The following is a 24,282-nucleotide window of genomic DNA, read 5'->3' as shown; positions in this document are numbered from 1 at the left end:
GGTGGTCAGATGGTGTCCATAGAGGACTTTGGGTCAGTGGTCGTGCGCGGTCGCCCGGTGCAGCCACGTCTGCCGTTCGGCGCGGTCCGGGTGGTCGGCCGGGGTGGCGGCCAGGGCCGCGCGCCCGAGTGCGACGGCCTCGTCTCGGTCGGCGTGCCGGCCGGTGCGTTCGAACCGGTGCAGCAGTGCCACCGCGAGGTGGAACGCGCTGTCGGCCCGCTGTTCCACCACCTCCTGCCGGAAGAGCGAGATCGCGCGTTCGAGGTGCTCGGGCGCGCCGGTCCGCTCGTACTCGCGCAGCAGCGCCACCCCCTGTTCCGCCGGCGCGGCCAGCCCGAAGAGCTCGCGCACCCCCGGCGGCACCAGCCGAGGGTCGACCCGGTGCAGCGTGGTGTAGATGGCGTGCGCCATCCGCAGGTCCGTGTCGGCGTGCTCGCGCGGCAGCGCCTCGTACCGGCACAGGTGCAGCGCCGCGACCCGGGTGAGGCTGCCCGCGTCCGGTTCGCCCAGTTCGGTGAGTTCCTTGACGATGCCGAGCGCGTGTGCGTCGAGCACACCCGCTGAGTCGCCCCGCACGTGCCGCGCGATGCGGGCGTCGAGCTCCGCGAGGAGCCGCTCCTTCATGGTTCGCCATCGTATGGATCCCCGGCGCCGACGGCGATCGGCCGTACGCACCGCCGCCCAAGGGCGCAATGTGCACGGGTGGTCGCTGTCGGTGATTGACAGACGACGTGACATGCCGCCCTAATGTGTATCGGTTTCGGTGGTCGATCGAGGGAGGGCCCGGTGTACCCACGTGTCTTTCGCGCCGTCGCGGTGACGTTCGCGGCGTCGGCGATCGCCGGTGCGGCGGTGGCCGTCCCGGCACAGGCCGAGCCCGGACGCGCACCGGCCACGGTCGCGGCGATCACCGACCACCTCGCGCAACGGCTCGCCCCCGCGCTGGCGACGGGCGCGCTGGCCGCCGACGCGTCGGACGGCGCGGTCACCCTGGCCGCCGTGCCCCGCGGTTCGTCGCTGGGCGAGGCGATCCGGCAGGCCGACCGTGCCGTGCTGGCGGCGAAGGGCCTGCCCGCCGACGGACCGTCACTGCTGCGGCTGCGCCTCGCCGACCCCGGCATGCGGGCCGCCCTGAGCCGCGGCGAACGCCCACTGGTCGCCGCCGCGTGGACCGACGACCTCGGCACGACGGTCACCGCCTACGACGCGGCGGGGAAGAAGGTCGTCCTCGACGCGCGGCGCGTGCCGAGCCGCCCGGTGTTCGTGGTCGACGTCGACACCGAGAAGGCGCTGCCGCTCGGCCTCGAGGTCATCGAGGAAACCCTGGCGCGGCACGGCATGGCGGCGCCCCAGGTCGCCGCGACGTCCGGCTACTGGGCGACCCAGGTCCGTGCCGTGCGGCTGAGCGACGACAAGGAGCCGTGGATCAAGGGCGGGGCCGAGATCTTCGGCATCACCGGCGGTTTCGGCTTGGACGGCAAGGTCAAGGTCGACACGGTGACCATGCCGTACCTCGACCACGACGGCACCACGTACTACCCGAACCAGCTGATCGTCCACTTCTCGGCGTACAAGTACAACCTGGCCGACTTCGTGATGATGGAGGACGACGGCGACACCAACTACCAGGCGCTGGCGACCGCGCTGGTGAACGCCCTGCTGACCATTGTGGACGGTGGCGCGTACGTGCCGCTGGTGAACGCCATCCTCGAGGCGATCCCGGCGTCGTGGTGGACCGACGACCCGGACTACGTGGACTCCTGGTACACCCTGTCCACCCAGAGCGCGGGCCGGTTCAACGGCGCCGCGGCGAACGGCTGGATGGACCTCGCCCAGTACTGGGTCGCGCCGCTCTAGGAGCTCGGCACGAGCCTGCGGCGGACCATCTCGCCGATCCACGTCGGCGCGAACGGCGACGTGCAGTTCGGCGGCGTCGGGTAGTCCTTGAGGACCTCGAGGCGCTCCCCGATGTCGATGGCGCGGGCGCGGTGCTCGGCGTGGTCGATGCCGATCTGGGCCAGGCAGTGGTTCATCGCCCACTGCAGGCGGTCCGGGGCGTCCTTCATCTCGGCCTCGATGACGTCGAGCAGGCCGGCGAGGTCGAGGCCGTCGGGGTTCTTCGTCACGCGTTCGGTGGTCAGCGCCCAGCCCGCGCTCGCGACCACCGGGTCGGGGTCGGCGAGCCACGCCAGGCGCAGGTCCTCGGCGTGCGGGCTCTTCTTCACGACGTAGTTGACGAGCCAGTCGTGCACCTTCGGGGTGCGGGCCGCGCGCAGCATGGCGTCGAGCTCGTCGCGCGGGAACGCCTTCGGCCGGCAGATCAGGAGCGCGAGCAGGCGTGCCGAGGAGTCACCGGTGTCCCAGAGCTCACGGGCGAGTTCCTGCTGTGTCTTCAGGCGTTTCGCGATGGCACGCAGCTTGCCGAGGTGCACGCCGTGGTCGTCGCCGTGCTTCTCGTTCACCTCGCGGATCCGGGGGTCCTCGAGCGCGGCCAGCTCGGCCACCAGCTCGGCCACCGTCGTCTCGGCCACGTCCGCCTCCCGTCCGTCCCGTGCGGAAAGCCAGCCTAACCGCGGACCAGCCCGAGCACGAACCGATGCCCGGCCCGGCCCGCGAGGACGACCTCCTCACCGGTGGGCACGAACCCGACGCGGCCGAGCACGGCCCGGGAGGCGGCGTTGTCCACCGCCGCGGACGCCCACAGGCTCCGCAACCCGTAGTCCCGCGCCGCGGTCGTGCACAGCTCCCGCACGGCGGCGGTGGCCAGTCCCCGGCCCGCGGCCTTCTCCGCGATCCGGAACCCCAGCTCGGCCGACCCGTCGGCCACGTCGACCAGGTTCACCCGGCCGAGTACCTCGCCGTTGCCGCCGACCACCACGTGGAAGTGGCACACACCGTCGTCCTGCTCGGCCAGCAGACCGCGAAACCGTTGATCGAACTCGGCGAAGTAGTCGTCCCCCCGGTCGGGCACGGAAGCCGCGAAGTAGGCGCGGTTCTCCTGCTCGAACAGGAGCACGGCAGCGGCGTGGTCAGGCCGAAGACGTTCGATCACGGGCACCGGAGCACCGTACACACCGCTCTGCGGTTCAGCGGCACAGCTCCTACTGGGATCTGTTGGTGGGATCGGTGACCTAACCGACCCCACCGTTCGATTCGGCTAACGGAAATTGTTGAAGGCCTCGAGCAGCTTCATCGTGGCATCATGGTCCAGTTGTTCGCCTTCGTACCGAACTTCGCAGAGGCCGTGCAGGTTCGACGGCAGCACCACTCCGCGCTCGACGAGCAGGACGAAGCGGCGGTCGTAGAGCGCCATCGCGGCACCCACCTCGATCAGCACGTTGGGGTTGATCTCGGTGTGCTCATTCCCTTCGGCATCGAGCAGCTTCCGTTCGGCGCCGACGTGGACGATGGCCGCGCTGCAACTGCGCATGTCGTCCATGACCTTGTCGGGGATGGGCTTTGCGAGGGTCTGGTTTTCGACGGAGACGATGGCTTCGAACTTGCCGAAGCGGAGAATCTTCTGGATCTGCTCGACGACCTTGTAGTTCTTGCCGTGCGTGATGAAGACGCGGTTGTTGGGGGCCGGATCGGTGATCTGCCGGGCGGGCAGTTCCGGAACGGCCTCGTCGTCGTACTCGGTTTCAACCGGCGTGGGGTATGGAATCACATTGGTGTCGGGGTCCACTTCGCTCGTGGATTCGCGCTCGCTGCGGGAGAGGGTCCCGACGCTGTCGAGGCGGACGTACTTCTTGCCTTTCAGCTCAAGGAGCAGGCCCAGTTCCTCGGCGTTCCTGATGATCATGTCGTAGGCTCGTTGCAGGGCGTTTTCCGGCACGTTCATCTGCTCGATGACGTTGAGCGCGATGTTCGGCAGGGGAAGCGGCGAGCCGTCGTACTTCTGCAGGAACTCCCGGATCACGCGCGGCTTGAGCACCGCTTCGCGCATCGCGGCTCTGTCGTCACCCTCTTCGACGGGAGCGACGATCCGGCGGCCGAGGTCGGTCAACGCGATCGATGCTGCCTGGGCGGCACCCTCGGTCAGGCCGTACGCGACGGCTGAGCCGGAGAGCATCTTGTAGACGGTGCCGGCCGGCGCGATGTCCAGCGCGACGGCGAGATTGAGCGGCGTGGTCGGCTTCTTGGCGAACTGGTCGCGAATCGCCTCGGCTACGCGCAGTGCCTCCTTCAGCGTGTAGGCGGGGACGTCCGACTGGTTGAGCGTCCGTCGCCCCTTCGGCTTCGGGTCGTCAGCACTAGCCGTGTTAGCTGCAGTCATTGTGTGGCATTCCGATCTTGCCGTTCGGCAGATCGAGCGTGCCGGACCCTCAACGACCACGTCACAAACGACCACCAGATGTGGTAACGCGTGTCGAGATCTTGGTAGGTTGATGCCCTGCCCTAGGAAGCAGGCACCCCGGCGGTCCGGTACACCCAGGACCGTCCGGGGTGTTTCACGCTCGGGCGAAGCTTAACCGGGACCCCCGACAGCCTTGACGACCGAATTACAAGCTTGGCATTCCGAATGTTGATCCTTTTGGGGATAACCTGTGGACAAGCTGCGCACAGGTGACATAGATGTAGCTGAGAGTCATGTAACGGTCGAATCCGACTGCGGCGCGTAAAAATGATCTATGGCGTAAATCACACACGCATTGATACATTTAGCGCCTAGCGATCCATGCTTCTGCTGCTAGAGACCGTGGGTCTCTGCGCAGTCGTGCACAGCCGGTCCCTCGAAGGCCGACGGTTCGCGACCGCTCTCGAGGTCCGCCACATCGATGAGGCGCAGGGCGTGACTCGCAAACACTGCAGTCCCGCGGTTCGCGCTTGGTCGTCGGCCACTTCGGCTCCGCGTTCGCGGCACGACAGCCGTACGAGCGACGGCTGCGCAGAACCTTGATCGCGCATGTGGGCGGCGATGTCGAGTGCTATCGCGCCGGGGCGACCTCGTCCACTCGCAGGGGGATGCCCGCCATGCAGGAGGTCGCCGTGTCCGGTTCGAGCACGCCGGTGACCACGACCCGCCGCCGCGGCGCGAGCTGGTCGCGGTCACCGCCGAGGAGGACGTACTGGGCGTCGCCCGTGTCGAGGACCAGGCAGTTCGCTTCCGCGCCTGCGTCGACCGTGCCGGTGAGGCGGACCGGTTCGCCGCCTGCGGTGGGTGGTGCCGAGGTGGTGCCGCCCGCGGGTGGCTGGGTCTGCGTCGTGTCGAGGCTCGGTGGGGACTCGCCGCACGCCCCGGTGAGGACCAGGACCGCCGCGGACAGGACTAGCACGCTGTGCCGGAATGTGGCCATCGACACCTGATACCCGGTAACCGCCCGCGCACACGCCCGCGACGGTCCGACGTCGTTCCCTGCCCCATCGGCCACCCCTGCGCGCGTCGCGCGGGGGGACCGCCGGGTGCGAGAACTGGCAGGGAAGTGATCAACGACGAACTGCGGAGGCGGCGAATGGCCAACGTGCGGCTGCAACGGGGCGACGAAGGGGAGTGGGTGACCTACCTCCAGCAGGTGCTGGAGAGCAAGGGCGTCGACGCCGGCCGGGTGGACGGGGTGTTCGGCGACGTGCTCGACGCCGCGGTGCGCTCGTACCAGCAGGACCACCAGCTCCCCGCGGACGGCGTCGTCGGGGACGCGACGTGGGACAAGCTCACCGCCGCGGAGTCGCTGACCGTCGACTGGTCGGAGCTCCCGTGGCTGGCGGCGCTGGCCCAGTACGAGATCACCGAGGACGGCATGCGGCAGTTCCTGCGCGACCACGGCATCGACGTCGACGTCCTGACCGGACAGGCCTGAGGAGGACCCATGGGCAAGTGCACCCCGGAGGACCACACGTCGATGGTCACGCCGGTGACCACGATCATCGCCGGCCTGCTGAGCATGGCGGGCGGTGTGGCGGCGATCGTGCTCGGCACGCAGGCCAACGAGGCCGAGGCGGGCAGCGGCAACACGACGATCAACGCGGGCGCGGGGATGGTCACCGCCGGCTTCGTCGGCATGACCGGCGCGATCACCTGGCTCGCGTTCAAGTGCCGCGAGATCGCGGCCCGCGACGACGACAGCGACAGCGACAGTTCCGAGGAGGAGAACGAAGGGGCCGACGCGCAGGAGATGGCGGTGGTGGCCGACAACCTCAACCGGCTGGAACAGGGACTCGGCACCGAAGCGGACAAGGTGGGCGCGCTCGCGGGCCCGTCGAACGACGACGGCGGGCAGTGACGGAGGGGGCGCTCGACCGCACCGGTCGAGCGCCCCGCCCACGTCAGGGCTCGATGTTCTTGTTGAGGTGGAACAGGTTCGCCGGGTCGAACTCGCGTTTGAGGTCGGCCAGGCGAGCCATCTTCCGCGGCCCGTACGAGTCCGCCACCCGTGACGCCGGGTCCGCGCCGTCCAGGAAGTTGGGGTAGGTGCGCCCGTCGGAGAACTCGTTGACCGCCTCCCAGCCCGCCTGTGTCCAGGCCGTGTGCGACTCCGCGTCCGCTGGGTCGGTCCACGTCGACTGCAGCATGCAGAAGAACCGGGCGTCGCGGCCGGGGAACGCGGTGCCGGGCTCCGCGACGTCGCTGATCGCGCCCTCCAGGTGGATCACCTCGACGATGCACTGGTCGGACACCGCGTCGGCGACATGGGCGGTGAGGGCCTCGATCGCGCGGCCGGACAGCTCGGGCAGGTAGCAGCTGCGGATGCTCTGGTGGTAGCCGTAGTCCCCGGCAGGCATGCCGTCGAACATGCTCTGCAGCGTGAGGTACGGCATGGACGCGATCATGTCGGCGGCGGGCGGGCCCCACGCGCGCAGCGGTCCGAGCACGGCGTCGGCGTCCTCCTGCGGACCGCTGTAGCACACGCCGATCGCCACCGCGGGCTTCCCGTGCATCTCCTGCGGCAGCGCGGGCATCGGCGGCGCGGTGAGGGAGAGGACGGTGGACGTGACGGAGTTGGGTTCGTTCCTGGCCCACTCGCCGTAGAACGCGAACACGTCGGCCGTCATCTCGCCCGGGTACACCAGCAGGCCGCCGACCACGTCGGTCACCGGGTGCAGCCGCAGCTCGAACTCGGTGACGATGCCGAAGTTGCCGCCGCCACCGCGCAACCCCCAGAACAGCTCCGGGTTCTCCTCCTCGCTCGCGGTCAGCAGCCGCCCGTCCGCCGTGACCACGTCGACCGACAGCAGGTTGTCGATGGTCAGCCCGTGCGTGCGCATCAACCAGCCGAAGCCGCCGCCCAGCGTCACGCCGGCGACCCCGGTCGACGAGCACTGCCCGCCGGTCGTCGCGAGACCGAACGCCTGCGTCTCCCGGTCCAGCTCGGCCCAGGTGAGCCCGGCCTGCGCGCGCACCACCCGCCTGACCGGGTCGACCCGCACCCCCTTCATCGGCGACAGGTCGATGACGACGCCGCGCTCGCACACGGCGTTGCCCGCCACGTCGTGGCCGCCGCCGCGCACCGCGACGTCGCCGCCGAACTCGCGTGCCGCGGCGAGCGCCGCGAGGACGTCGGCGACGCCCGTGCAGCGGGCGATCAGCGCAGGCCGCCGGTCCACCCTCTTGTTCCACACCACGCGTGCCTCGTCGTACGCGCGGCTCCCGGGCTCGAGCAACTCCCCGCGGAAGTTCGCTCTCAGCCCGTCGAACGCGGTACCCACCAAGTCCTGATCCGTCACCCCGGACGCTCCTTCGTACATCGACGACGTGCGTCGTCCGTTGTACGGAGCGGCCGAGCGCACCCACAACCGCCGACCGAGCGGACCATGGGGCATTCCGCGGCGCAGGCCTACCCCGAGGTGCCGCGCACGGCCCACGCGCGGGCGGTGAGGCGGAGATCGCGGGCGGGCAGGCGGGCGCTCAGCCGTGCCCGCAGCCGTTCCTGTTCCTCCGCCGGACGCGACATGAGGTACGCGGGCGCGGCGCCCTGACCGCCGAGGAACGGCCGCCAGTAGTCGTCGAAGTCGGCGAACACGGTCGGGATCTCGATGCCCTCGACCGCGACGCCGGTCAGCCCGCCTGCCCGCCACAGCTCGGCGAGCGCGTCGGCCCGGCACAGCGGGAACCGCTCGCCCTCGTCCGGGGCGTCGGGGTTCACCTCCCGCGCCACCTCCCAGAAGTGCCGCATCATCGTCATGCCGTCGGCGTAGTCCCAGACGTAGGCGGCGATCGTGCCGCCCGGCACGACCACGCGCGCCATCTCGGCCAGCGCGACGTCCGGCGCGGGCACGAAGTTCAGCGCGAGCCCGCTCACCACGACGTCGAACCAGCCTGTCCGGAACGGCAGTGCCCGCGCGTCCCCGACCACGACGTCCGGCGACCCGGAGAGGAACCCGCGGGACGGGTCCAGCCCGACCACCGTCCCGCCCGCGGCCCGCACGGCCGCGCTCAACGCACCGGTGCCGCAGCCGACGTCCAGCCACCGCCGCCCGGCCGGCACCCCGAGCCACGGCACGAACCGCGCCGCGACCTGCCTGCTCCACCGCCCGACGTACGCCTCGTACGCGTCGCCGGCCTGCCAGACGTCCCGAACCACACGACGACGCTAGCCGCCGCCGGCGCGATCGGACAGGCCGGCCACGCACGGTCAGCGGTCGAACTCCGGGATCAGCTCGCCGATCAGGCGGATGCTGGTCATGACCTCCTCGTCGCCGATGCTGCCGATCTGCTGGAGGCACATGAGCCGGTCGATGCCGAGGTCGGCGTACTTGCGCAGTTTCTTGCGGCAGGTGTCGGGGCTGCCGACGATCAGCGAGTCCTGTGCGCTGAGGACCTCGAAGATCTCCTCGTCGGAGACCTCCTCGCCGGCGACGACCCGGCCGATCAGCAGCTGCCCGTCGGTCGGGCCGGGGGTCGCCGCGACCTCGTCGCGGAAGAACTGCCCCGCCAGGTTGTCCCTGGCCTGGTCGGCCATCAGCCGCTGCTGTTCTTCGAGACCGCGGCTGAACTCCGCGGCGGCCTCGAAGAACGTCAGCGCGGTGACCGTGTACCAGGCGGCCGCCGCGGCCGCGCCGTTGCGCATGGCCTGCTCGTCGGTCTCGGCGCAGTGCACGAAGGTGAAGTACGCGACCTGGTTGTTCACGAACGACCCCACCGGTTCGGTGCACTGCTCGGCCGCGGCCCGGTAGAGCTTGATCATCCGCTCGACGCGCTCGATCGACTCCCAGATGGTGGTGCCGAGCACGCCGACACCGCGCTTGCCCGCGTCCTCGAACGAGCCGGGGCTCGCCGCCGCCTGCCACAGCGGCGGGTGCGGCTTCTGCAGCGGTTTGGGCAGGATCGGCACGTCGTCGATCTCGAAGTCCGGCCCGGAGTAGGAGAACCGGTCCGAGGTCCACATCTTCGGGATCATCTCGAACGCCTGCTGCGTCTGCGGCCGGACGGTCCCGGGGTCGATGCCGAACAGCCGCCACTCCGGGATCGTCGACCGGGTCAGGCCCAGCTCCACCCGGCCGCCGCTGAGGATGTCGAGCGTCGCGGCCCGCTCGGCGACCCGGATCGGGTGGTTGAACCGCGCAGGCGCCAGCACCGCGGAGTGCCCGAGCCGGATCCGGCTGGTGTGCTGGGAGATCGCGGTCAGGAGCAGTTCGGGCGCGGAGGAGAGGCTGAACTCGCCCGCGCCGTGGTGTTCGACCTGCCACCAGCACCCGTAACCCAGCTCGTCGGCGAGCTTGGCCTGCTCGATGGCGTTGCGGAACCGCTGCCGCTCATGCCCTTCCGGCCACGGCCGCGGGTTCTGGATCTCGTTGAACAGGTCGATCTTCATGCGGCCTCCATGACCTCGGGTACCCCGAGGAGATAGTCACCGTGGGAGGCCGGATCGTTACGGAAGGAGGTCTTCCCGTCGACCAACCCGCGCGTTTCAGCGGGCCGCCCGGGAACGCGCATCGTCACGAGGATCGCCGAGTTGGTCCGGCTCGCCGTGTCCCTCGGCCAGCAGCCGCGGCCGCCGAGGCGGCCACGCCCCACGACCAGGGGCGAGCCAGTCGCGTCGGCGAGCCCCGTCAGCGGACCGACGACCGCGGCGGTAACCATTGGCACCCAGGGCTATCCGCCGACTGTGGCACTCGCCGTCCGCAGTCTGCCGACGCCGGGTACGAGCCTGCCGACCCGTCGTGCATACGCCAGGTACGCCTCGCCGTGGACCCTGATCAGGTGTGGCTCCTCGACGACCCGGACCTGCAACTCGACCGCCGCGACCAGTGCCGCCAGCGCGGCGATCGCCACGACGTTGGGTGCGAGCAGCGTCAGCCCGAGCCCGGCGACCGTCATGGTCGTGAAGATCGGGTTGCGCACCACCGCGAACGGGCCGCTCGTGACGAGCCTCGTGGACTCGTGCGGGTCCACGCCCACCCGCCACGAGTCGCCCATCGCGGTCTGTGCCCACAGCGTCGCGACGATCCCCGCGAGCGCCACGACCACGCCCGCCCCTCGGGTGAACCACCCGTCCACCACCGCGAGCGGCCCCACGACGCCGAACGCCTGCAGTGCAGGCGCGACCAGGCCCGCGACCACCGCCACCACGAACAACACCCCGGCGAACCACTCCGCTGAACCCGGCCTGCCCCGCATGCCGTTGAACCCGGCCGACCCGGTTCGCCGCCGGTGCACGACCGCGCGCACCCCGAACGCCAGGACCACGAAGATCACGTAGCCGGCCACGCCGATCCCGCCCGTCAACCGTTCCACCACGTCCTCCAAGCATGCTCATATAGCAATGTATGCATATTACCAGTGGGGTTCTCCCCACCTCGAACTGTCGGGTTCGCCGGATGGGCGGGCATGCGCGGCGCGCCGATGATCAGCGCATGACCGACCACACACGACGTACCGTCCTCGGCGCCGCGGTCGCCGTGGGCGCGGCCGGGCTCCTGACCCGGCCTGCCACCGCCGCGCCCCGCACCCACGACGGCACCGCGTTCGTCCACGCGACCGTGATCGACCCGGGGAGCAGGCAGGTCCGTCCGGACGTGACCGTGCTGGTGCGCGGCGACCGGATCACGGCGGTCGGCCGCTCGGTGCGGGTGCCGGCCGGGACCGCGGTCGTCGACGTGCGTGGCGGGTTCGTCATCCCCGGGCTCGCCGACCTGCACGTGCACAGCAACGGGTTCGCGGCCGTAGAACCGCCGCTCTACGTCGCCAACGGGGTGACGACCGTGCGGGAGATGTCCGGCACGCCGACCGTGCACGACTGGCGGCGGCGGATCGAGGCAGGCGCGCTGCTGGGTCCACGGTGGACGGTCGGCAGCCGGATCGTCGACGGCCGACCGTCCATCTGGAACCCGGAGCACCTGCCGGTGGTGCAGGTCGGCAACGGGGCGGAGGCGCGTGCGGCGGTACGCCTGCAGGTCGCGCAGGGCGCGGACTTCATCAAGGTCTACTCGCGACTGTCCAGGTCCGCGTTCGCCGCGATCGCCGCGGAGGCCGGGCGGCAGGGCGTGCGGTTCGCGGGGCACGTGCCGGACGCCGTCCCGGTCGCGGACGCGGCCGATCTCGGGATGGGCACCATCGAGCACCTGTACGGCCTCTTCTACGCGACGAGCACGCAGGAGGAGCGGCTGCGCGCGGACCTGGCGAGGGTCAGGCTCGAACTCGGCGACTACAACGGGTGGTTCAACCGGACTCACCCGATCGAGTACGCGGCGATGCGGACCCACAGCCCGGTCAAGGCGCGCCGCCTGTACGACAGGCTCGCCCGGCGGCGGGTCAGGATGGTCCCCACGCTCACGATGCACGACAGCCTCGCGCACGCCAGGGCGCTGAGCGAACGCGACGACCCGCGGCGGAAGTACCTGCCCGCGCCCGCGTTGTTCGCCTTGGACTTCGCACTGCGCGAGGTGTACCTGAAAGGCCGGGACCCCGCGCTCGACGCGGGCTGGGCGGAACTGTTCGAGGCACAGCGACGCTTGGTGCTCGACCTGCACCAAGCGGGTGTCACGCTGATGGTGGGCACCGACATCGCGACCCCGGGCATGGTCCCCGGCTTCTCCACCCACGACGAGCTGGCGCTGCTGGTGTCGGCCGGTGTGCCCGCGATGGACGCGCTGCACGCCGCCACCGCCGAACCCGCGCGCTACCTCGGCACCCGCGCGGGCCGCGTCGCCCCCGGCCACGCCGCGGACCTCGTCGTCCTGACCGCCAGCCCGCTGCACGACATCCGCAACACGCGGCGCATCGCGGGCGTGATGGTCCGCGGGCGCTACCTTGACCACCAGGCCCGCGAACAACTCCTGCGCGACGTGGAAACCGCGGCGGCCGGCATACCGGCCGGCGCACCGCTCACCGCCGGGTGCCCGTGCCACGCCCCGGCCGCGCCGGCGTCGTGACGCGGTCCTGAGCCGGGCCGCCACGGCCCGGCTCAGGACGGCCGGTCAGGGTTGCCGGAGCGAGGAGAAGAACGCGGTCATGTCGGCCGCCAGCAGGTCAGGCTCCTCCAGCGGCATGAAGTGGCCGCCCCGTCCCGGGGTGTGCCAGAGCCGGATGTCGGTGCACGCCCGTTCCGCGATCGACCGCGGGAAGCCGGTCATGACGGGTTCGGCGCTGACCGTGAATGCGGCGGGCACGGTGATGCGGGGGCGGGGTGTGTTGTGGTCGAAGTCGGCGTACTGGCGGAACGACGAGCCGATCGACCCGGTCACCCAGTACAGGGTGATCGTCGTCAGGAGGGTGTCCCGGTCGATGTGGCCGTCGAGGTCGCCGTCGCAGTCGGACCAGTCCCGCCACTTGTCGGCGATCCACGCCGCGAGCCCGGCCGGCGAGTCGACCAGCGCGGCGGCGATGGTGTCGGGGCGGGTGCCCATGATGGCGCTGTAGCCGCCGTCGGTCCGGTCGTAGGTCTCCTCCGCGGCGAGGAACGCCTGCTCCGCCGGGGTGAGGGGCGGGTCGTCGAAGTCGGCGGGGAAGGGCGGGTGGATCGTGTGGATGCCCGCGACGTGCTCGGGGTAGCGCGCGCCCAGCCAGCAGGTGGTGGCGGAGCCGATGTCGCCGCCGAACGCGCCGTAACGGCGGTGGCCGAGCACGTCGGTCATCAACGTGTGCAGCGTCTCGGCGAACACGGCGCGGGTGACGGGCCGGTCCGGCAGCTCGGAGTGGAGGAAGCCGGGCAGCGACGGGACCACCACGTCGAAGGCGTGCGCGGGATCGTTGCCGTAGCGGCCGGGGTTGGCGAGCCGGTCGGCCAGCGGCAGCATCTCCACGAAACTGCTCGGCCAGCCGTGGCACAGCAGGAGCGGCAGCGGCGCGGGCGCCCCCACCTGCCGGTCGGCCCGGAGGTGCACGAAGTGCACGGCCCGGCCGGCGATCGTGACGAGGTGGTGGGGGAGCGCGTTGAGTTCGGCTTCCCGTGCGCGCCAGTCGAAGCCGTCGGCCCAGTAGGCGACAAGCTCGCGGAGGTAGGCCGGGTCGGCGCCGCCCTGCCACGGCTGCGCGCCGACGGCGGTGGTGAAGCGGGAGCGGCGTAGCCGTGACCGCAGGTCGTCCAGCTCGGCGTCGGGGACGTGGATGCGGAATGTGGGGGACAAAGGTGGACCTTCCGACGAGGAAGGGCGCTCCCCACGTGAGGGTCAGTGAACGCGGAGGAGCGAGAGGAGCGCCCTGGCACGAGTTGTGTTGATCACCGGGCTCACCTCCTCTCGACACTGACGACGCGACTCTACCCTGCCTCTCGCCGTGCTGCGAACGGGTAATCGCAGGTGTCCACGTCAGGGACACGACTCCCCGAGTTTGACCACGCCGAAGTCCACACGCGACTCGGGGGTCAGGGTGGCGCCGGGCGCGACGTTCTGGGAGCAGACCTGCCAGTTGCTGTCGAGCACCTGGTTCCGGTCCTGACCGCCAAGATCGTGCGAGCCGGTGAAGAACACCGCACCGGCGGTGAGCGACTGGATCCGGTCCTGCGCGTCCTGCAGCGTCGCGCCGACCAGATCCGGCATCACCCAGCGGTCGGCGGCCCGCCGGGGCGCGGATTCCTGTGTGGCCGCGGGAGGAGCCACGGTCCCCGGCGGTTCCTGGACGGTCACGGTGGTGGTCGATCCGTTGCCCGCCGGACCGGCGCCACACCCGCCGGCCGCCAGCAGGACGGCGAACGCCCCGGCCACCACCCGTCCCGTGCACACCCGCATGCGTGCCTCCCTCGATCAACCACGCCATCGTGAGGTCTCGTCTCAACGTTACGAGACAGCGTGGCATTCACCCGATCGAGCGCTGAGGTTCTCCTCAGGGCTGCCTCGCACGGTGGGTTCGGTGTACGGGAAAGCGCTGTTTCACCGGAGAATTCCTTTGCGGGAAGCCCGATCGGCTGGACTTCCGGCTCGGTTCCGCGTCGTCGTTTTCGCCGCGCGGTCCGGGGTGACGAGACTGGGCCGCTCCCCGGTTCTCACCGGAAGGACGGCCAGAAAAGCCGTGCCGTCGGCAGAAAACGCCATGCCGGCAGGGATCGACTCGTGGCCGGTCGCTCGAAGGGAGATCTTCGGCCTGCGCGATGCGAAGAGGTCCACATCGTCAACTGCCCCATGGTGTCGACGGACGCCAGGTCGCACCCGCTGGTTGCCGTTCCGACGGCAGGTCGATGTCACCGATGGCAGCCTCCCTCGACGAGGAGTTCGGCAGCGTTGCCGACAGGCGTGGCCGGGCGATGTCGGTGATGTTCCAGACGCGGGTTGTCGTGTCCTCCCGCCAGCCCTCGGCGTCGCATTGCGCCGGATCCCGCCGGTCCCACGTCACGTCGGTGGTTACGAACAGGGTGCCGTCCGGGCTGAACCGGAGTGCAACGCGCCGCCGGGCTTGTCTGTGTGAGCACCACCAACTCTTCGAGTGATTACTCGAAGAGTCTTGACTCGTAGAGTTTGAGGGCGCACGATGGGCTGGTGTCCGAGGCGGAGTTGACGATCGACGAGCTGGCCGTGCGGTCGGGGCTGCCGAGCAGCACGATCCGCATGTACCAGACCAAAGGGCTGCTGCACGCGCCGCGCCGTGTCGGGCGCGTTGCCCGGTACGACCAGTCCCACCTGCAACGCCTGGCGCTCGTCCAGCGGTTGCAGGACAGGGGGTTCTCGCTGCCCGCGATCGCTGAGCTGATCGACGCCCGTGCTCAGGGTGCGACGGTCGCCGACGTGCTCGGGTTGACCGGGGGGCCCGACGACTGGGTGCCGGTTCACGTGTCGCAGATGCGGTCCCTCGTCTCGGTGCGGGATCTGCGACCCCGGCTGCTGCGACGGGTGACCCAGCTCGGCCTCCTCACCTGGCGCAAGGGCCGCCCCTACACCCGGCGGTGGGCGTTGGAGAGCGGGTTGCGGTTGTGCGCGCTGGCCGTGCCGCCCGCCGAGGTGGTCGACGAGTACGAGCGGTTGCGGAAGGCCACCGACCAGATCGCCGCCAACTTCGTTGCGCTGTTCGAGCGGCGGCTGTGGCCGCGGATCGGTGCGGACGCTGCCGCGCCCGATCAGCTCGGGGTGGTGCGTGCGATGTTGGAGGAACTCGCCGGTGTCGCCGAAGGGGTGGTGGTCGCCGCGTTGCGGGAGTCGATTCGGGACGCCGCCGAGGAGTTCGCGCGGCGGCACGAACTGCTGCCCGCCGACGGCGACGACCCCGGCTGGCTGGACGATCCCGTGCCCGCCCTGTTCGAACGCCCCCAGCCCAGTGAGACACCCGACATCCGCGGGTTCCTCGCCGAGTTGAACGCCGAGGACGGAGACCCGGTGGGGTCGAGCGGGTCATGACGGCGCTGCTCGTGGACCCGGGTTGGCGGGCGTTCGCCGTCGACGGTGGGGTGGAGCTGACCGCGGGAGCCGACCTCGCCTACCTGCTGCCCGATCTGCGGCCCGCCGATGCCGCGTTCCTGGTGGCACTGTTCGGGCCGGGCGGCGACGCGCGGGTGGTCCCGGACCGCATGCCGGACTCGGTACGCCACCTGGTCCCGCGGCTGCGCGGACTGGGTGCGCTTCGCCCCGCCGGACTGCCCGCGCGACCCGATCTTGCGGTGTCCCTGGCAATCCTGGGCACCGAACCGCCGACGCTGCGTGCGGCGGTCGCCGACGCGATGTCCGTTGTGGAGCACGAACCCGATCTGGTTCTCGTGGTGCGCACGACCTCGACGTGGCAGGAGGTGGCCGCCGCCCGGTTCGACCGGCCGCACCTGTTCCTCGACCTCGCCTACCACCACTGCGTCTCGATCGGGCCGCTGGTCGTGCCCGGCGCGAGTGCCTGCCTGGGCTGTCTCGCGCTGCGGGTCACCCGGCGGTGGGGTGACCGGCCGCCGCCGGACCTCCCGCGCGGCCTGACCGATCCGGCGCTGTCGGTGGCGATCGCGGCGCACGCCGTCCGGCGCGCCGGGGCCGGATCGCTGGCACTGCTGGAGCGGGTCGTCACGTGCGACCTCGACGACCTGACCACCACGACCGAACACGTGCTGCCGTCGGCCGGCTGCCGCGGCTGTCCACAGGAGACGGTCGGCCGCGTTGGTCTGCCCTGGGAGGAAACATGACGACGTTGATCCGCGTACCTGACCAGTTCACCCCGGGCGCGGGTGCCACGGCCACCGCCGCGACGCCGACGTGCTGCTGTTGCTGCTGCTGCGTCACCTCCGTCGTGACCACGTCGGCGTGGCTTGCCGAGGGGCTCAACGCCGACCTGCGACGGGCGGGGCGGCGCGCACCCACCGCCGTCGTCCTCGTCATGCTCGGTCCGCTGATCGCCGTCGCTCCACTGCTGGTCGCGCTCCTCGACGACGCCGCGGTCGGCCGCTTCGTCGGCGACCACCTCGTCGGCGTCGAACTGGTCGCCCTGCTGGTGGCCGGACTGTGGACGCTCGCCATCCCCATCGCCTCGGGCGCCGCCAGGCCGTTCGCCGGACTGCTCCGGCTGGCCGCCGGCACCGTCCTGTGGGTCGCCGAGTTCGTCCTCGCGCTCTTCACCGTGATGACGGTCGAAGTGGCCGGCTTGCTGCTCCTGCCGCTGATCCTCATCAGCCTCTCCGGGTGCTACCGCCGTGCGCACCGTGGCTGAGGCGATGCTGGACCGGGCCGTGGGCTGGCGCCAGGGTGTCGTCGCCAGGGTGAGCGCCGTGCCGCTGACCCTGGCCGACGTGCCGGTGCCCGGCTTCGCGGCGGTGCCGGAACCGTTCGTCACCGGCGGCACGTCGGGCGGCGCCGGACCGGGCGCGCGGCAGGCGGCCATCGCCGAAGCACTGGAACGCCACGCGGCCGCCTGCTGCCCGCTGGAGTCGGTCGTCCCGGCCGCCACCGATCTCCGGTGGCCCCTCGGCTCGTTCACCCTGCACAGCGCGCGGCAACGGAGCAGCCCCGGTTTCCGTTACGCCGCCGGATACCGCGACGTCCGCTACGCCCGGGCGTGGACACTGCCGGACAACCAGCCGGTGTGGGTGCCCGCCGGGCTCGTCGGGCTGGCCGCGACGCACGGCCTGCCCGCGACCTCGTCCGGGCTGGCGGCCGGCTCGTCGCCGGCCAGAGCGCTGCTGCGCGCGACGCAGGAACTCGTCGAGCGGGACGCGTTCACCGTCACCTGGCTGCACGGCCTGCCCGCCCGCCAGGTCCCGCTGCCCGCCGAACTGTCCACTCCGGTCGCCGAACTGGGCGGCCGCGTCACGGCGTTCGACCTGACCCCCGCCTACAGCCCGCACCCGGTCGCCGCGGTCGCGGGCACCCTCCCGCTGGCAGGCAGGCAGCGGCCGACGCTCGGGCTCGCCTGCCGCGCGAGCTGGGCGGACGCGGTGCACAAGGCGTGGCTGGAATGGTGCCAGGGCACGGTGTTCGTGTCGGTGTGGCTGGCGAACAACCCGGACCGGAGGCTGACCCCGGCGCAGGTCACCGACTTCGACACGCACGCCGCGTACTACGCCGGGCACCCGGACGACTGGCACCGGTTGCCCCTGTGGTCCGGGCAGATCACCCGGCCGAGCCCGGACTCGCCATCCCAGGGGCCCGCCGCCCAGCTCACCGAACTGGTGTCGACGCTGCACGGCAACGGTGTGCGGCTCGCGTACCGGGAACTGACCACTCCGGAACCACGCGCCGTCGGCCTGCACGTCATGCGGGTCCTCAGCCCGGACCTGACCCCGCTGCACGCCGACCACCGCTGGCCGCACCTGGGCGGGCGGACCGCCGACGTGCGGTGGCGTTACCCGTGGGCGCCGGCGCGTTCCTCCTTTCCCAGCGCACACCCGCATCCCCTGGGCTGACCGGTGGACGACTACGAGCAGTTCTGGACCGCAGGCCGGCTCACCCGGCTCACCCAGCGCCGCATGACCGAACGCCTCGCCGAGCACCGGTCGCCGGCCGGCACGCTCGACCCGTTCACCCTGCCGACCGGGTACCACCCGCTGGCCAGACCGGCCGGCCCGATGCGGCGCTGGTACGTCAACCGCCGCAGTGGCCGGTCCTTCAGCCGGCGCGCGATGACCGCCCGCACCCTGGGCGTCGTGCTCGACACGCTGTCGGCGACACCGGACGGCCGGCGCGCCCACCCGTCGGCAGGCGGGCTCAACCCGCTGCGCTGTTACCCGGTGCTGCTCAACGTGCGGCACCCGCTGAACGGCCACGTCACCCGGTACGACCCGGATCGCCACGCCCTGCAAGCCGTCGGCCCCGCTCCGGGGTGGCCGGAACTCGCGCCACTGCTGGGCGCCGCGCCGGACGGGCCGAGCCCGGCGATCGCCATGGTCTTCGTCCTGGCCGACGAGCCCGTGCTGGCGAAGTACGGCCAGCGCGGTGGGCGGTTCGGCCTGATCGAGGTCGGCGCCGCGACCCAGAACATCGCGCTGTGCCTGGCCCGCCACCGGTTGGCCGGTCACCTGCTCGGCGGCGCCGTCGACGCCGACGTCCTCGCGCTGGCCGGCTTGCGCGGGCAGCCGGTCCGGTTCGCCGTGGCCGCCGTGTGCGGTCACCCGGGTTGAAACGCCCGGTTGCCGAGGGACATTAGGCCGTTCGGCTCGTTTCAGGCCGGTTGTGGCGGGTATCTGCCGTGGCAGCAACTTGAGGCCGCGGCGCGGTACTCGCGCCCCTTGCAGAAAGAAGTACTCCGTTGATCGTCTTGGGTGCCATCCTGCTCGTGATCGGGTTCATCGCGGACATCTCAATCCTGTGGACGATTGGAATCATCCTGCTGGTGGTCGGTGCCATCCTGGCCGTTCTCGGCAGCACCGGGCGCGCGGTGGCCGGCCGCAAACACTGGTTCTGACCTTTCGTGCCGGGGTGCCGTCGGCTCAGGCTGGCGGCACCCCTTCGAACGTTTGTTTGATATACTCGTCCCATGAAGGGTGACCGGGTCGAGATCGTGGTCGACGCCGGGGACACCGTGCGCACCTACGAGGTCGCGGCCACGCGGGCCGGGCGGCGGGTGGAGGTCAGCATCGGCCGCGGGGTGGTGGAGGTCGTGGAGGTGACGCGCACGGGCAGCCCCGTGCGCACGGCGCGTTTCATGGCGGGCAAGGTCCTCGCGCTCGTGGAGCACCCGGTGGCCACGGCGCCGCTCGATGACGAACGGATCCCCGCCCCGCGTTAGGTTGGTGGGGTGGGACGCAGCCGCAGGGGTGACGAGACCGTGACGCAGGAGGTCGACTCCGGCGTCGCCGAGCTCGTGCCCGACCCGGACGTGCCCGACTCGTGGACGCTGCTGCTGAACGGCACGCCCCAGTCGCACGTCGACCTGGACGATCCCACGCGGCTCGAGTTCGAGTACGTGCGCCGCCTCGCGCACGTCGTGGACGTCGTCGCGCCCGCCGGTGCGCCGCTGCGTGCCATGCACCTCGGTGGCGGGGCGCTGACGCTGCCGCGCTACGTCGCCGCCACGCGGCCCCGCTCCAGCCAGCAGGTCGTCGAGATCGACGCGGCGCTCGTCGCGCTGGTGCGCGCCCACCTGCCGCTCGACCGCACGTGGCGGCTGCGGGTCCGGCACGGCGACGCCCGCGCGGTGCTCGCCAAGGCACCCGAGGCGGCCTTCGACCTCGTCGTGGCCGACGTGTTCGCCGGGGCACGCACCCCGGCGCACCTCACGTCGGTGGAGTACGTGTCGCTGACCGCCCGCGCGCTGGCGCCGGACGGGGTGTACGCGGCGAACGTCGCCGACGGCGGGCAGCTCGCGTTCGTGCGGGCGCAGGTCGCGACCGCCATGGCGGTGTTCCCGCACGTGTGCGTCCTCGCCGAGCCCACGGTGCTGCGCGGGCGGCGCTTCGGGAACTTCATCCTCGTCGCGTCCCGGGCCGAGCTGCCCGTGGCCGACCTCGCGCGCATGCTGGCCGGGGACGCGTTCCCCGGCCGGGTCGAGCACGGCGACGCGCTGGCCCGGTTCACCGGCGGCGCCCGGCCCACCACCGACGAGACCGCGACCCGGTCACCGACACCGCCCAAGGGGACGTGGGGCCTCGGCGAGGTCTCCTAGAATTGTCGGTGGCCCGTGCGATGCTGCTGCCGTGGTCATCGATTTCGACGCCGAGCTGTGGGTGTGGGACGCCAGGCGCACCGACACCTGGACGTTCGTGCGATTACCCGAGGACGCGTCCGACGACATCCGGGAGGTGGCCGGGGGCTCCGGCAGGGGCTTCGGGTCCGTGCGGGTGCGGGTGGTGCTGGGCGGCAGCGTCTGGACCACGTCGGTCTTCCCGGACAGCGGCAGCGGTTGTTACGTGCTGCCGGTGAAACGCGCCGTCCGCACGGCGGAGGGGCTGTCGCCCGGCGACGTCGCGAGCGTGTCGGTCGAGCTCATCGATCTGTGACGCGACCGCGGCCGCGCGGGGTCACCAGCCCGGACTCGTAGGCGAGGACGACGAGCTGTGCGCGGTCGCGGGCGTGGAGCTTGGTCATCGCCCGGTTGACGTGCGTCTTCGCGGTCAGCGGGCTGATCACCATGCGGTCGGCGATCTCGTCGTTGGACAGGCCATGCGCGACGAGGGCGACGGCCTCGCGTTCGCGGTTGGTCAGCTCGTCCAGCCCGGCTCCGGTGCCGGTGCCGGGCGGCAGGGTGACGTACCGGTCGATCAGCTTGCGGGTGATCGAGGGGGCGAGCAACGCGTCACCCCGGGCGGCGACGCGCACCGCGTGCAGGAAGTCCACCGGCTCGATGTCCTTCACGAGGAACCCGGCGGCACCGGCACGCAGCGCGTTGAACACGTACTCGTCCAGGCCGTAGTTGGTGAGGATGACGACGTGCACACCGGCCAGCTCGGGGTCGGCCGCGATGCGCCGGGTCGTCTCGATGCCGTCCACCACGGGCATCTGGATGTCGACGAGCGCGATGTCCGGCCGGTGCCTGCGCGCGAGCGCGACACCGTCGGCGCCGTTCGCGGCCTCGGCGACGACCTCGATGTCGTCCTCGACGTCGAGCAGCGCGCGGAACCCGCTGCGGATGAGCGGCTGGTCGTCCACCAGCAGGACCCGGATCACGGCGTTCGCTCCACGGGGAGCTCGGCGTGGACGGTGAAACCGCCGCCGTCGCGGGGTTCGGCACGCAGGCGGCCGCCGAGCGCCGTGACCCGTTCCCGCATCCCGAGCAGCCCGACGCCGGGCTCCGGCGCGTGCCCGGGCGTCGCGGTGCCGTCGTCGTCGACGCGGATGACGACGGCGCCGGGGCGGTGGTCGATCCGCACGGACGCGGTCGCGGCCCCGGCGTGCCGGGTGACGTTGGTGAGCGCCTCCTGCACGATCCGGTAGCCGGTCCGCGCCACCGCGGCGGGCACGTCACCGGGGTCGCCGTCGACGGTCAGGCGCGCGTCGAGCCCGGTCGTGCGCACCCGCCGCACCAGTTCGGGGACGTCGTCGAGCCCGTGCGGCGGGTACCGGTCGTCGCTGCGCAGGGCTTCGAGGGTGGCGCGCAGCTCTCGTGCCGCCTCGCGGCCGGCGTCGCGGATCGCCACCAGCGCCTCGGGTACGTCCGCGCCGCGCTTCCGCGCGAGGTGGACCGCGACCTCGGCCTGCACCTTGATGACGGAGATCTGGTGGGTGAGCGAGTCGTGCAGCTCCCGTGCGATGTGCAGGCGCTCCTCGTCGGCGCGGCGCCGCGCCGTCTCCTCGCGGGTGCGTTCCGCCTCGTCCGCGCGCCGCTCGGCCTGCCGCACCGCCTCACCGGCCGCCGCGGCGGCGACGAGCCAGGCCAGCTGGAGCACGTCCCTGGCGTGGGTGACGGCCTCGCCGACCGGGAAGCCGTGCGGTGACACCAGGAGCGCGACCGGGACGGCGACCAGCATGAGGACCGTGCTCACGAGCGCCGCGACCCGGTGTCCTGCCCGGACGGTGGCGTAGACGCCGAAGAGGAACGCGAGCGCGGGCACGTCGAAGCCGATGGCCTGGTGCGCCAGCGCGCACACCCCGGCGACGGCCAGCACCGCGAGCGGCGCCCGCCGGTGCGCGACGAGCACCAGGCCGCTGACGACGAGCAACGCGTAGCCGGCCAGGCCGTGCTGGTCGCGGGACAGCCCGGTGCCGACCAGCACCGCCGTCGTCCCGGCGGCGATCGCCCAGTCGCCGATCCCTGCCCTGCGCATGCGTCGCACCCTAGCCGCGGTCAGGCCGCGGCGACTCCCGCACGGGGACGATCAGCCGGCTACCGCGTCCGTGGTAGTCCGGCCGTTCCTACGGCGCCCGCGGCAGCGCGAAGTGTCCACGTCGGCACGACGCCGCGGCCCGCCGGTTCCGCGATGCTCGGCGACATCGCAACCGTGGAAGGAGCACTCATGAACACGCAGGAACTGATGGTGGCCGCCGACTACGGGCTCACCTCTGGCCGTCTGGTGGCGACGGTGGCCGCGCTGGTGGGCCTGGCCGGTGTGGTCGTCGGCGTGCTGGCGAGGTCCCGTGCCCGCCGGGGCGGGCACGGACGTGGTGGCGCCCTGTTCGCCGGGACCACCGGGGTGATCGCGACGGTCGGCGGCGCGCTGACCCTGCTGGTCGCGGACGGCGGACCCGGCACCGGCAACGGCGTGGTCGGCGCGGGCGCCGCGGTGGTGCTCGGCCCTGCGGCGATCGTCCTCGGGTGGCTGGTGCCGGCCCGCACCCGCACCACCGCCTGACCTCAGGTGTGCGGGCCCGTGCGTCACAGGGCCGACAACGCCGCCACCCCGGCCACGACCAGCGCCGCGACCTTCACCACCTCGGCCGCGACGTACGCCAGGTGCGCGTGGGACCGGGGCGCGTCCTCGCCCGCGAGCACGCGGTCGGACCGGCGGTTGAGCACCGGGCGGACGGCGGCCAGCTGCACCACGAGCACCGCGACGACGACCGCCCCGGGTACGAGGGCGGCGGCAGGCACGTCGCCGAACACCACCGCCACCGCGAGCACGACGGCGAGCGCCACCTCGACCGCGTTCAACGCCCGGAACACGACGCGGCCGATCCCGAGCCCGATCCGCACGGTCACGTCCGGTGCCCGGAACTTCAGCGGCGCCTCCAGGAACGAGATCGCCAGCACCATCCCCAGCCACGTGAACGCGACCCCCGCGAACACCGCCGTCGCTGCCACCGCACACCACCTCCGGCCCGACGATAACGCCGGAGGCGGTGTGCTCATGTGGCGGGCACGGTGCCGCCGCGTTCCTCGGCACGGGTGGCGCGGCACCGGCGGATCGCGTGGACCCCGCGGACGGCACGACGCGATCTTCGTCGGTGCGCCGGGCTCGGCGTCGCGGCCGCGTCGAGTCCACTGTGGCTGCTCGCCGCCGACCGCGGACGTGCGTCACCGCACCTGACCCGCGACGGGCAGTGCCGCGGTCAGCTCGCCGACGGCGCGGTCGACCGTCGCCCGCGCCTCCGGTGCGAGCACCACCCCGTCCGGCGCGCGCTCGATCTGCTTGTCCACCAGGAAAAGCCCGGAGACCACGTGCCGCGCGCCCAGTGCGGTGAGCACCGGCCGCAGCGCGTAGTCGACCGCGAGCGCGTGCACCGGCGCCGCGCCGGTGAGCACCGGCAGCACCGCCTTGCCCGCCAGCGCGCCCTGCGGCAGCAGGTCGAGGAACGTCTTCAGCACACCCGAGTACGCCGCCTTGTACACGGGCGACCCCACGATCACCCCGTCGGCCGCGGTGACCTCGGCCACCGCCGCCGCGACGGCCGGGTCGGCCGCGTCCGCGCCGAGCAGCGCTCCGGCGGGCAGCGCACGCACCGGCAGCACCCGCACGTCGTGGCCGTCGGCCGTCAACCCGGTGGCGACGTGCGTCAGCAGCGCGACGGTGCGGGACGTGGCCGACGGGCTGCCCGCCAGCGCGACGATCGAGGACACGGAACCTCCACGGGGTCGGCGAACGCCTTCATTCACACACGGAACCCCAGCGCGGGCAACGCGGTCCGCATGCTGGACGC

At 72.0% G+C, this 24,282-nt stretch carries 29 protein-coding genes; 14 read left to right on the top strand and 15 right to left on the bottom strand.

Annotation, left to right across the window (positions count from 1 at the left end; translation table 11 throughout):
• Window positions 1-33 precede the first annotated feature (33 nt).
• Window positions 34-624, bottom strand: coding sequence for a hypothetical protein (locus tag ACYQ77_RS17045; RefSeq protein ID WP_459712344.1), 591 nt, complete (start codon window positions 622-624; stop codon window positions 34-36).
• Between the two features lie 162 nt (window positions 625-786).
• On the opposite strand from ACYQ77_RS17045, the gene ACYQ77_RS17040 reads away from it, so the two are divergent.
• Window positions 787-1,857 (top strand): DUF3103 family protein, encoded by a 1,071-nt coding sequence (locus tag ACYQ77_RS17040; RefSeq protein ID WP_459712342.1) that lies wholly within the window; start codon window positions 787-789, stop codon window positions 1,855-1,857.
• On the opposite strand, the gene ACYQ77_RS17035 is transcribed toward ACYQ77_RS17040, so the two are convergent.
• The 4 genes from ACYQ77_RS17035 to ACYQ77_RS17020 all read right to left on the bottom strand — a co-directional run bounded on the left by ACYQ77_RS17035 (window position 1,854) and on the right by ACYQ77_RS17020 (window position 5,297).
• The gene (locus tag ACYQ77_RS17035) at window positions 1,854-2,531 is read right to left on the bottom strand and encodes a DNA alkylation repair protein (protein ID WP_459712340.1); all 678 of its coding nucleotides are present in this window, start codon (window positions 2,529-2,531) and stop codon (window positions 1,854-1,856) included. The genes ACYQ77_RS17040 and ACYQ77_RS17035 overlap by 4 nt on opposite strands.
• Window positions 2,532-2,566: 35 nt before the next feature.
• A complete protein-coding gene (locus ACYQ77_RS17030) occupies window positions 2,567-3,058 on the bottom strand; it encodes a GNAT family N-acetyltransferase (protein ID WP_459712338.1) in 492 nt (163 codons plus the stop codon).
• Window positions 3,059-3,157: 99 nt separating this feature from the next.
• Window positions 3,158-4,276, bottom strand: a complete 1,119-nt coding sequence (locus ACYQ77_RS17025; protein ID WP_459712336.1) for a TIR domain-containing protein — start codon at window positions 4,274-4,276, stop codon at window positions 3,158-3,160.
• Window positions 4,277-4,928: 652 nt separating this feature from the next.
• Window positions 4,929-5,297 (bottom strand): hypothetical protein, encoded by a 369-nt coding sequence (locus ACYQ77_RS17020; protein WP_459712334.1) that lies wholly within the window; start codon window positions 5,295-5,297, stop codon window positions 4,929-4,931.
• Window positions 5,298-5,453: 156 nt separating this feature from the next.
• On the opposite strand from ACYQ77_RS17020, the gene ACYQ77_RS17015 reads away from it, so the two are divergent.
• Both ACYQ77_RS17015 and ACYQ77_RS17010 read left to right on the top strand, forming a co-directional pair.
• On the top strand, window positions 5,454-5,798 hold the full coding sequence (locus ACYQ77_RS17015) for a peptidoglycan-binding domain-containing protein (protein WP_459712332.1): 345 nt from the start codon (window positions 5,454-5,456) through the stop codon (window positions 5,796-5,798).
• 9 nt (window positions 5,799-5,807) lie between these two features.
• Window positions 5,808-6,221: a hypothetical protein gene (locus tag ACYQ77_RS17010; protein WP_459712330.1), complete on the top strand. Its 414-nt coding sequence runs from the start codon at window positions 5,808-5,810 to the stop codon at window positions 6,219-6,221.
• A gap of 43 nt (window positions 6,222-6,264) precedes the next feature.
• Here ACYQ77_RS17010 and ACYQ77_RS17005 read toward each other — a convergent pair whose 3' ends face one another.
• The 4 genes from ACYQ77_RS17005 to ACYQ77_RS16990 all read right to left on the bottom strand — a co-directional run bounded on the left by ACYQ77_RS17005 (window position 6,265) and on the right by ACYQ77_RS16990 (window position 10,672).
• Window positions 6,265-7,662 carry an FAD-binding oxidoreductase gene (locus ACYQ77_RS17005; protein WP_459712328.1) on the bottom strand — a complete coding sequence of 466 codons (1,398 nt, stop codon included), beginning with the start codon at window positions 7,660-7,662 and terminating at the stop codon, window positions 6,265-6,267.
• 110 nt (window positions 7,663-7,772) lie between these two features.
• Window positions 7,773-8,519: a class I SAM-dependent methyltransferase gene (locus ACYQ77_RS17000; protein WP_459712327.1), complete on the bottom strand. Its 747-nt coding sequence runs from the start codon at window positions 8,517-8,519 to the stop codon at window positions 7,773-7,775.
• 51 nt (window positions 8,520-8,570) lie between these two features.
• Entirely contained in the window at window positions 8,571-9,749 is a 1,179-nt protein-coding gene (locus ACYQ77_RS16995; RefSeq protein WP_459712325.1) for an LLM class flavin-dependent oxidoreductase, read from the bottom strand.
• A gap of 281 nt (window positions 9,750-10,030) precedes the next feature.
• Window positions 10,031-10,672, bottom strand: a complete 642-nt coding sequence (locus tag ACYQ77_RS16990) for a methyltransferase family protein (protein WP_459712323.1) — start codon at window positions 10,670-10,672, stop codon at window positions 10,031-10,033.
• A gap of 119 nt (window positions 10,673-10,791) precedes the next feature.
• On the opposite strand from ACYQ77_RS16990, the gene ACYQ77_RS16985 reads away from it, so the two are divergent.
• Complete coding sequence (locus ACYQ77_RS16985; RefSeq protein ID WP_459712321.1) at window positions 10,792-12,309, top strand: amidohydrolase family protein; 1,518 nt, start codon at window positions 10,792-10,794, stop codon at window positions 12,307-12,309.
• A 45-nt stretch (window positions 12,310-12,354) separates the two neighbouring features.
• Here ACYQ77_RS16985 and ACYQ77_RS16980 read toward each other — a convergent pair whose 3' ends face one another.
• Both ACYQ77_RS16980 and ACYQ77_RS16975 read right to left on the bottom strand, forming a co-directional pair.
• Window positions 12,355-13,503, bottom strand: a complete 1,149-nt coding sequence (locus ACYQ77_RS16980) for an epoxide hydrolase family protein (protein WP_459712319.1) — start codon at window positions 13,501-13,503, stop codon at window positions 12,355-12,357.
• A 180-nt stretch (window positions 13,504-13,683) separates the two neighbouring features.
• Window positions 13,684-14,103, bottom strand: a complete 420-nt coding sequence (locus ACYQ77_RS16975; protein WP_459712317.1) for a PASTA domain-containing protein — start codon at window positions 14,101-14,103, stop codon at window positions 13,684-13,686.
• 744 nt (window positions 14,104-14,847) lie between these two features.
• Between ACYQ77_RS16975 and ACYQ77_RS16970 the strand changes: the two genes are divergently transcribed.
• The 9 genes from ACYQ77_RS16970 to ACYQ77_RS16930 all read left to right on the top strand — a co-directional run bounded on the left by ACYQ77_RS16970 (window position 14,848) and on the right by ACYQ77_RS16930 (window position 20,708).
• A complete protein-coding gene (locus ACYQ77_RS16970; protein WP_459712315.1) occupies window positions 14,848-15,699 on the top strand; it encodes a MerR family transcriptional regulator in 852 nt (283 codons plus the stop codon).
• Complete coding sequence (locus ACYQ77_RS16965; RefSeq protein WP_459712313.1) at window positions 15,696-16,463, top strand: hypothetical protein; 768 nt, start codon at window positions 15,696-15,698, stop codon at window positions 16,461-16,463. Before ACYQ77_RS16970 ends, ACYQ77_RS16965 begins: the two co-directional genes overlap by 4 nt.
• Complete coding sequence (locus ACYQ77_RS16960) at window positions 16,460-16,984, top strand: hypothetical protein (protein ID WP_459712312.1); 525 nt, start codon at window positions 16,460-16,462, stop codon at window positions 16,982-16,984. Before ACYQ77_RS16965 ends, ACYQ77_RS16960 begins: the two co-directional genes overlap by 4 nt.
• Complete coding sequence (locus ACYQ77_RS16955) at window positions 16,968-18,176, top strand: YcaO-like family protein (RefSeq protein ID WP_459712310.1); 1,209 nt, start codon at window positions 16,968-16,970, stop codon at window positions 18,174-18,176. The genes ACYQ77_RS16960 and ACYQ77_RS16955 overlap by 17 nt, the downstream gene beginning before the upstream one ends.
• Window positions 18,177-18,179: 3 nt before the next feature.
• Window positions 18,180-18,890 (top strand): nitroreductase family protein, encoded by a 711-nt coding sequence (locus tag ACYQ77_RS16950; protein ID WP_459712308.1) that lies wholly within the window; start codon window positions 18,180-18,182, stop codon window positions 18,888-18,890.
• Between the two features lie 128 nt (window positions 18,891-19,018).
• Complete coding sequence (locus tag ACYQ77_RS16945) at window positions 19,019-19,174, top strand: DUF6131 family protein (RefSeq protein ID WP_459712306.1); 156 nt, start codon at window positions 19,019-19,021, stop codon at window positions 19,172-19,174.
• Between the two features lie 72 nt (window positions 19,175-19,246).
• Window positions 19,247-19,498 carry a hypothetical protein gene (locus ACYQ77_RS16940; RefSeq protein WP_396109108.1) on the top strand — a complete coding sequence of 84 codons (252 nt, stop codon included), beginning with the start codon at window positions 19,247-19,249 and terminating at the stop codon, window positions 19,496-19,498.
• A gap of 39 nt (window positions 19,499-19,537) precedes the next feature.
• Window positions 19,538-20,374 (top strand): spermidine synthase, encoded by an 837-nt coding sequence (locus ACYQ77_RS16935; protein WP_459712303.1) that lies wholly within the window; start codon window positions 19,538-19,540, stop codon window positions 20,372-20,374.
• 31 nt (window positions 20,375-20,405) lie between these two features.
• Window positions 20,406-20,708: a DUF1905 domain-containing protein gene (locus tag ACYQ77_RS16930; protein WP_459712301.1), complete on the top strand. Its 303-nt coding sequence runs from the start codon at window positions 20,406-20,408 to the stop codon at window positions 20,706-20,708.
• Here ACYQ77_RS16930 and ACYQ77_RS16925 read toward each other — a convergent pair.
• Both ACYQ77_RS16925 and ACYQ77_RS16920 read right to left on the bottom strand, forming a co-directional pair.
• Window positions 20,695-21,375 (bottom strand): response regulator, encoded by a 681-nt coding sequence (locus ACYQ77_RS16925; RefSeq protein WP_459712299.1) that lies wholly within the window; start codon window positions 21,373-21,375, stop codon window positions 20,695-20,697. The genes ACYQ77_RS16930 and ACYQ77_RS16925 overlap by 14 nt on opposite strands.
• Window positions 21,372-22,472 (bottom strand): sensor histidine kinase, encoded by a 1,101-nt coding sequence (locus tag ACYQ77_RS16920; protein ID WP_459712298.1) that lies wholly within the window; start codon window positions 22,470-22,472, stop codon window positions 21,372-21,374. The genes ACYQ77_RS16925 and ACYQ77_RS16920 overlap by 4 nt, the downstream gene beginning before the upstream one ends.
• A gap of 189 nt (window positions 22,473-22,661) precedes the next feature.
• On the opposite strand from ACYQ77_RS16920, the gene ACYQ77_RS16915 reads away from it, so the two are divergent.
• Window positions 22,662-22,997: a DUF6223 family protein gene (locus ACYQ77_RS16915; protein ID WP_459712295.1), complete on the top strand. Its 336-nt coding sequence runs from the start codon at window positions 22,662-22,664 to the stop codon at window positions 22,995-22,997.
• A 23-nt stretch (window positions 22,998-23,020) separates the two neighbouring features.
• Here ACYQ77_RS16915 and ACYQ77_RS16910 read toward each other — a convergent pair whose 3' ends face one another.
• Together ACYQ77_RS16910 and ssuE are read right to left on the bottom strand one after the other, a co-directional pair.
• A complete protein-coding gene (locus ACYQ77_RS16910) occupies window positions 23,021-23,398 on the bottom strand; it encodes a hypothetical protein (RefSeq protein ID WP_459712962.1) in 378 nt (125 codons plus the stop codon).
• Between the two features lie 261 nt (window positions 23,399-23,659).
• Window positions 23,660-24,202: an NADPH-dependent FMN reductase gene (gene ssuE / locus ACYQ77_RS16905; RefSeq protein ID WP_459712293.1), complete on the bottom strand. Its 543-nt coding sequence runs from the start codon at window positions 24,200-24,202 to the stop codon at window positions 23,660-23,662.
• Window positions 24,203-24,282 lie beyond the last annotated feature (80 nt).

The sequence above is a fragment of the Actinophytocola sp. KF-1 genome, from assembly GCF_054661535.1.
The sequence above is the reverse complement of the archived record's forward strand: the minus strand, read 5'-3'. Positions and strand labels throughout refer to the sequence as shown.

What these genes read in the sequence shown, in the direction of transcription:
- ACYQ77_RS17045 (WP_459712344.1), bottom strand. Translation starts at nt 624, where the DNA reads ATGAAGGAGCGGCTCCTCGCGGAGCTCGACGCCCGCATCGCGCGGCAC.
- ACYQ77_RS17025 (WP_459712336.1), bottom strand. Translation starts at nt 4,276, where the DNA reads ATGACTGCAGCTAACACGGCTAGTGCTGACGACCCGAAGCCGAAGGGG.
- ACYQ77_RS17020 (WP_459712334.1), bottom strand. Translation starts at nt 5,297, where the DNA reads ATGGCCACATTCCGGCACAGCGTGCTAGTCCTGTCCGCGGCGGTCCTG.
- ACYQ77_RS17015 (WP_459712332.1), top strand. Translation starts at nt 5,454, where the DNA reads ATGGCCAACGTGCGGCTGCAACGGGGCGACGAAGGGGAGTGGGTGACC.
- ACYQ77_RS17010 (WP_459712330.1), top strand. Translation starts at nt 5,808, where the DNA reads ATGGGCAAGTGCACCCCGGAGGACCACACGTCGATGGTCACGCCGGTG.
- ACYQ77_RS16995 (WP_459712325.1), bottom strand. Translation starts at nt 9,749, where the DNA reads ATGAAGATCGACCTGTTCAACGAGATCCAGAACCCGCGGCCGTGGCCG.
- ACYQ77_RS16985 (WP_459712321.1), top strand. Translation starts at nt 10,792, where the DNA reads ATGACCGACCACACACGACGTACCGTCCTCGGCGCCGCGGTCGCCGTG.
- ACYQ77_RS16975 (WP_459712317.1), bottom strand. Translation starts at nt 14,103, where the DNA reads ATGCGGGTGTGCACGGGACGGGTGGTGGCCGGGGCGTTCGCCGTCCTG.
- ACYQ77_RS16965 (WP_459712313.1), top strand. Translation starts at nt 15,696, where the DNA reads ATGACGGCGCTGCTCGTGGACCCGGGTTGGCGGGCGTTCGCCGTCGAC.
- ACYQ77_RS16960 (WP_459712312.1), top strand. Translation starts at nt 16,460, where the DNA reads ATGACGACGTTGATCCGCGTACCTGACCAGTTCACCCCGGGCGCGGGT.
- ACYQ77_RS16940 (WP_396109108.1), top strand. Translation starts at nt 19,247, where the DNA reads ATGAAGGGTGACCGGGTCGAGATCGTGGTCGACGCCGGGGACACCGTG.
- ACYQ77_RS16920 (WP_459712298.1), bottom strand. Translation starts at nt 22,472, where the DNA reads ATGCGCAGGGCAGGGATCGGCGACTGGGCGATCGCCGCCGGGACGACG.
- ACYQ77_RS16915 (WP_459712295.1), top strand. Translation starts at nt 22,662, where the DNA reads ATGAACACGCAGGAACTGATGGTGGCCGCCGACTACGGGCTCACCTCT.
- ACYQ77_RS16910 (WP_459712962.1), bottom strand. Translation starts at nt 23,398, where the DNA reads ATGGTGCTGGCGATCTCGTTCCTGGAGGCGCCGCTGAAGTTCCGGGCA.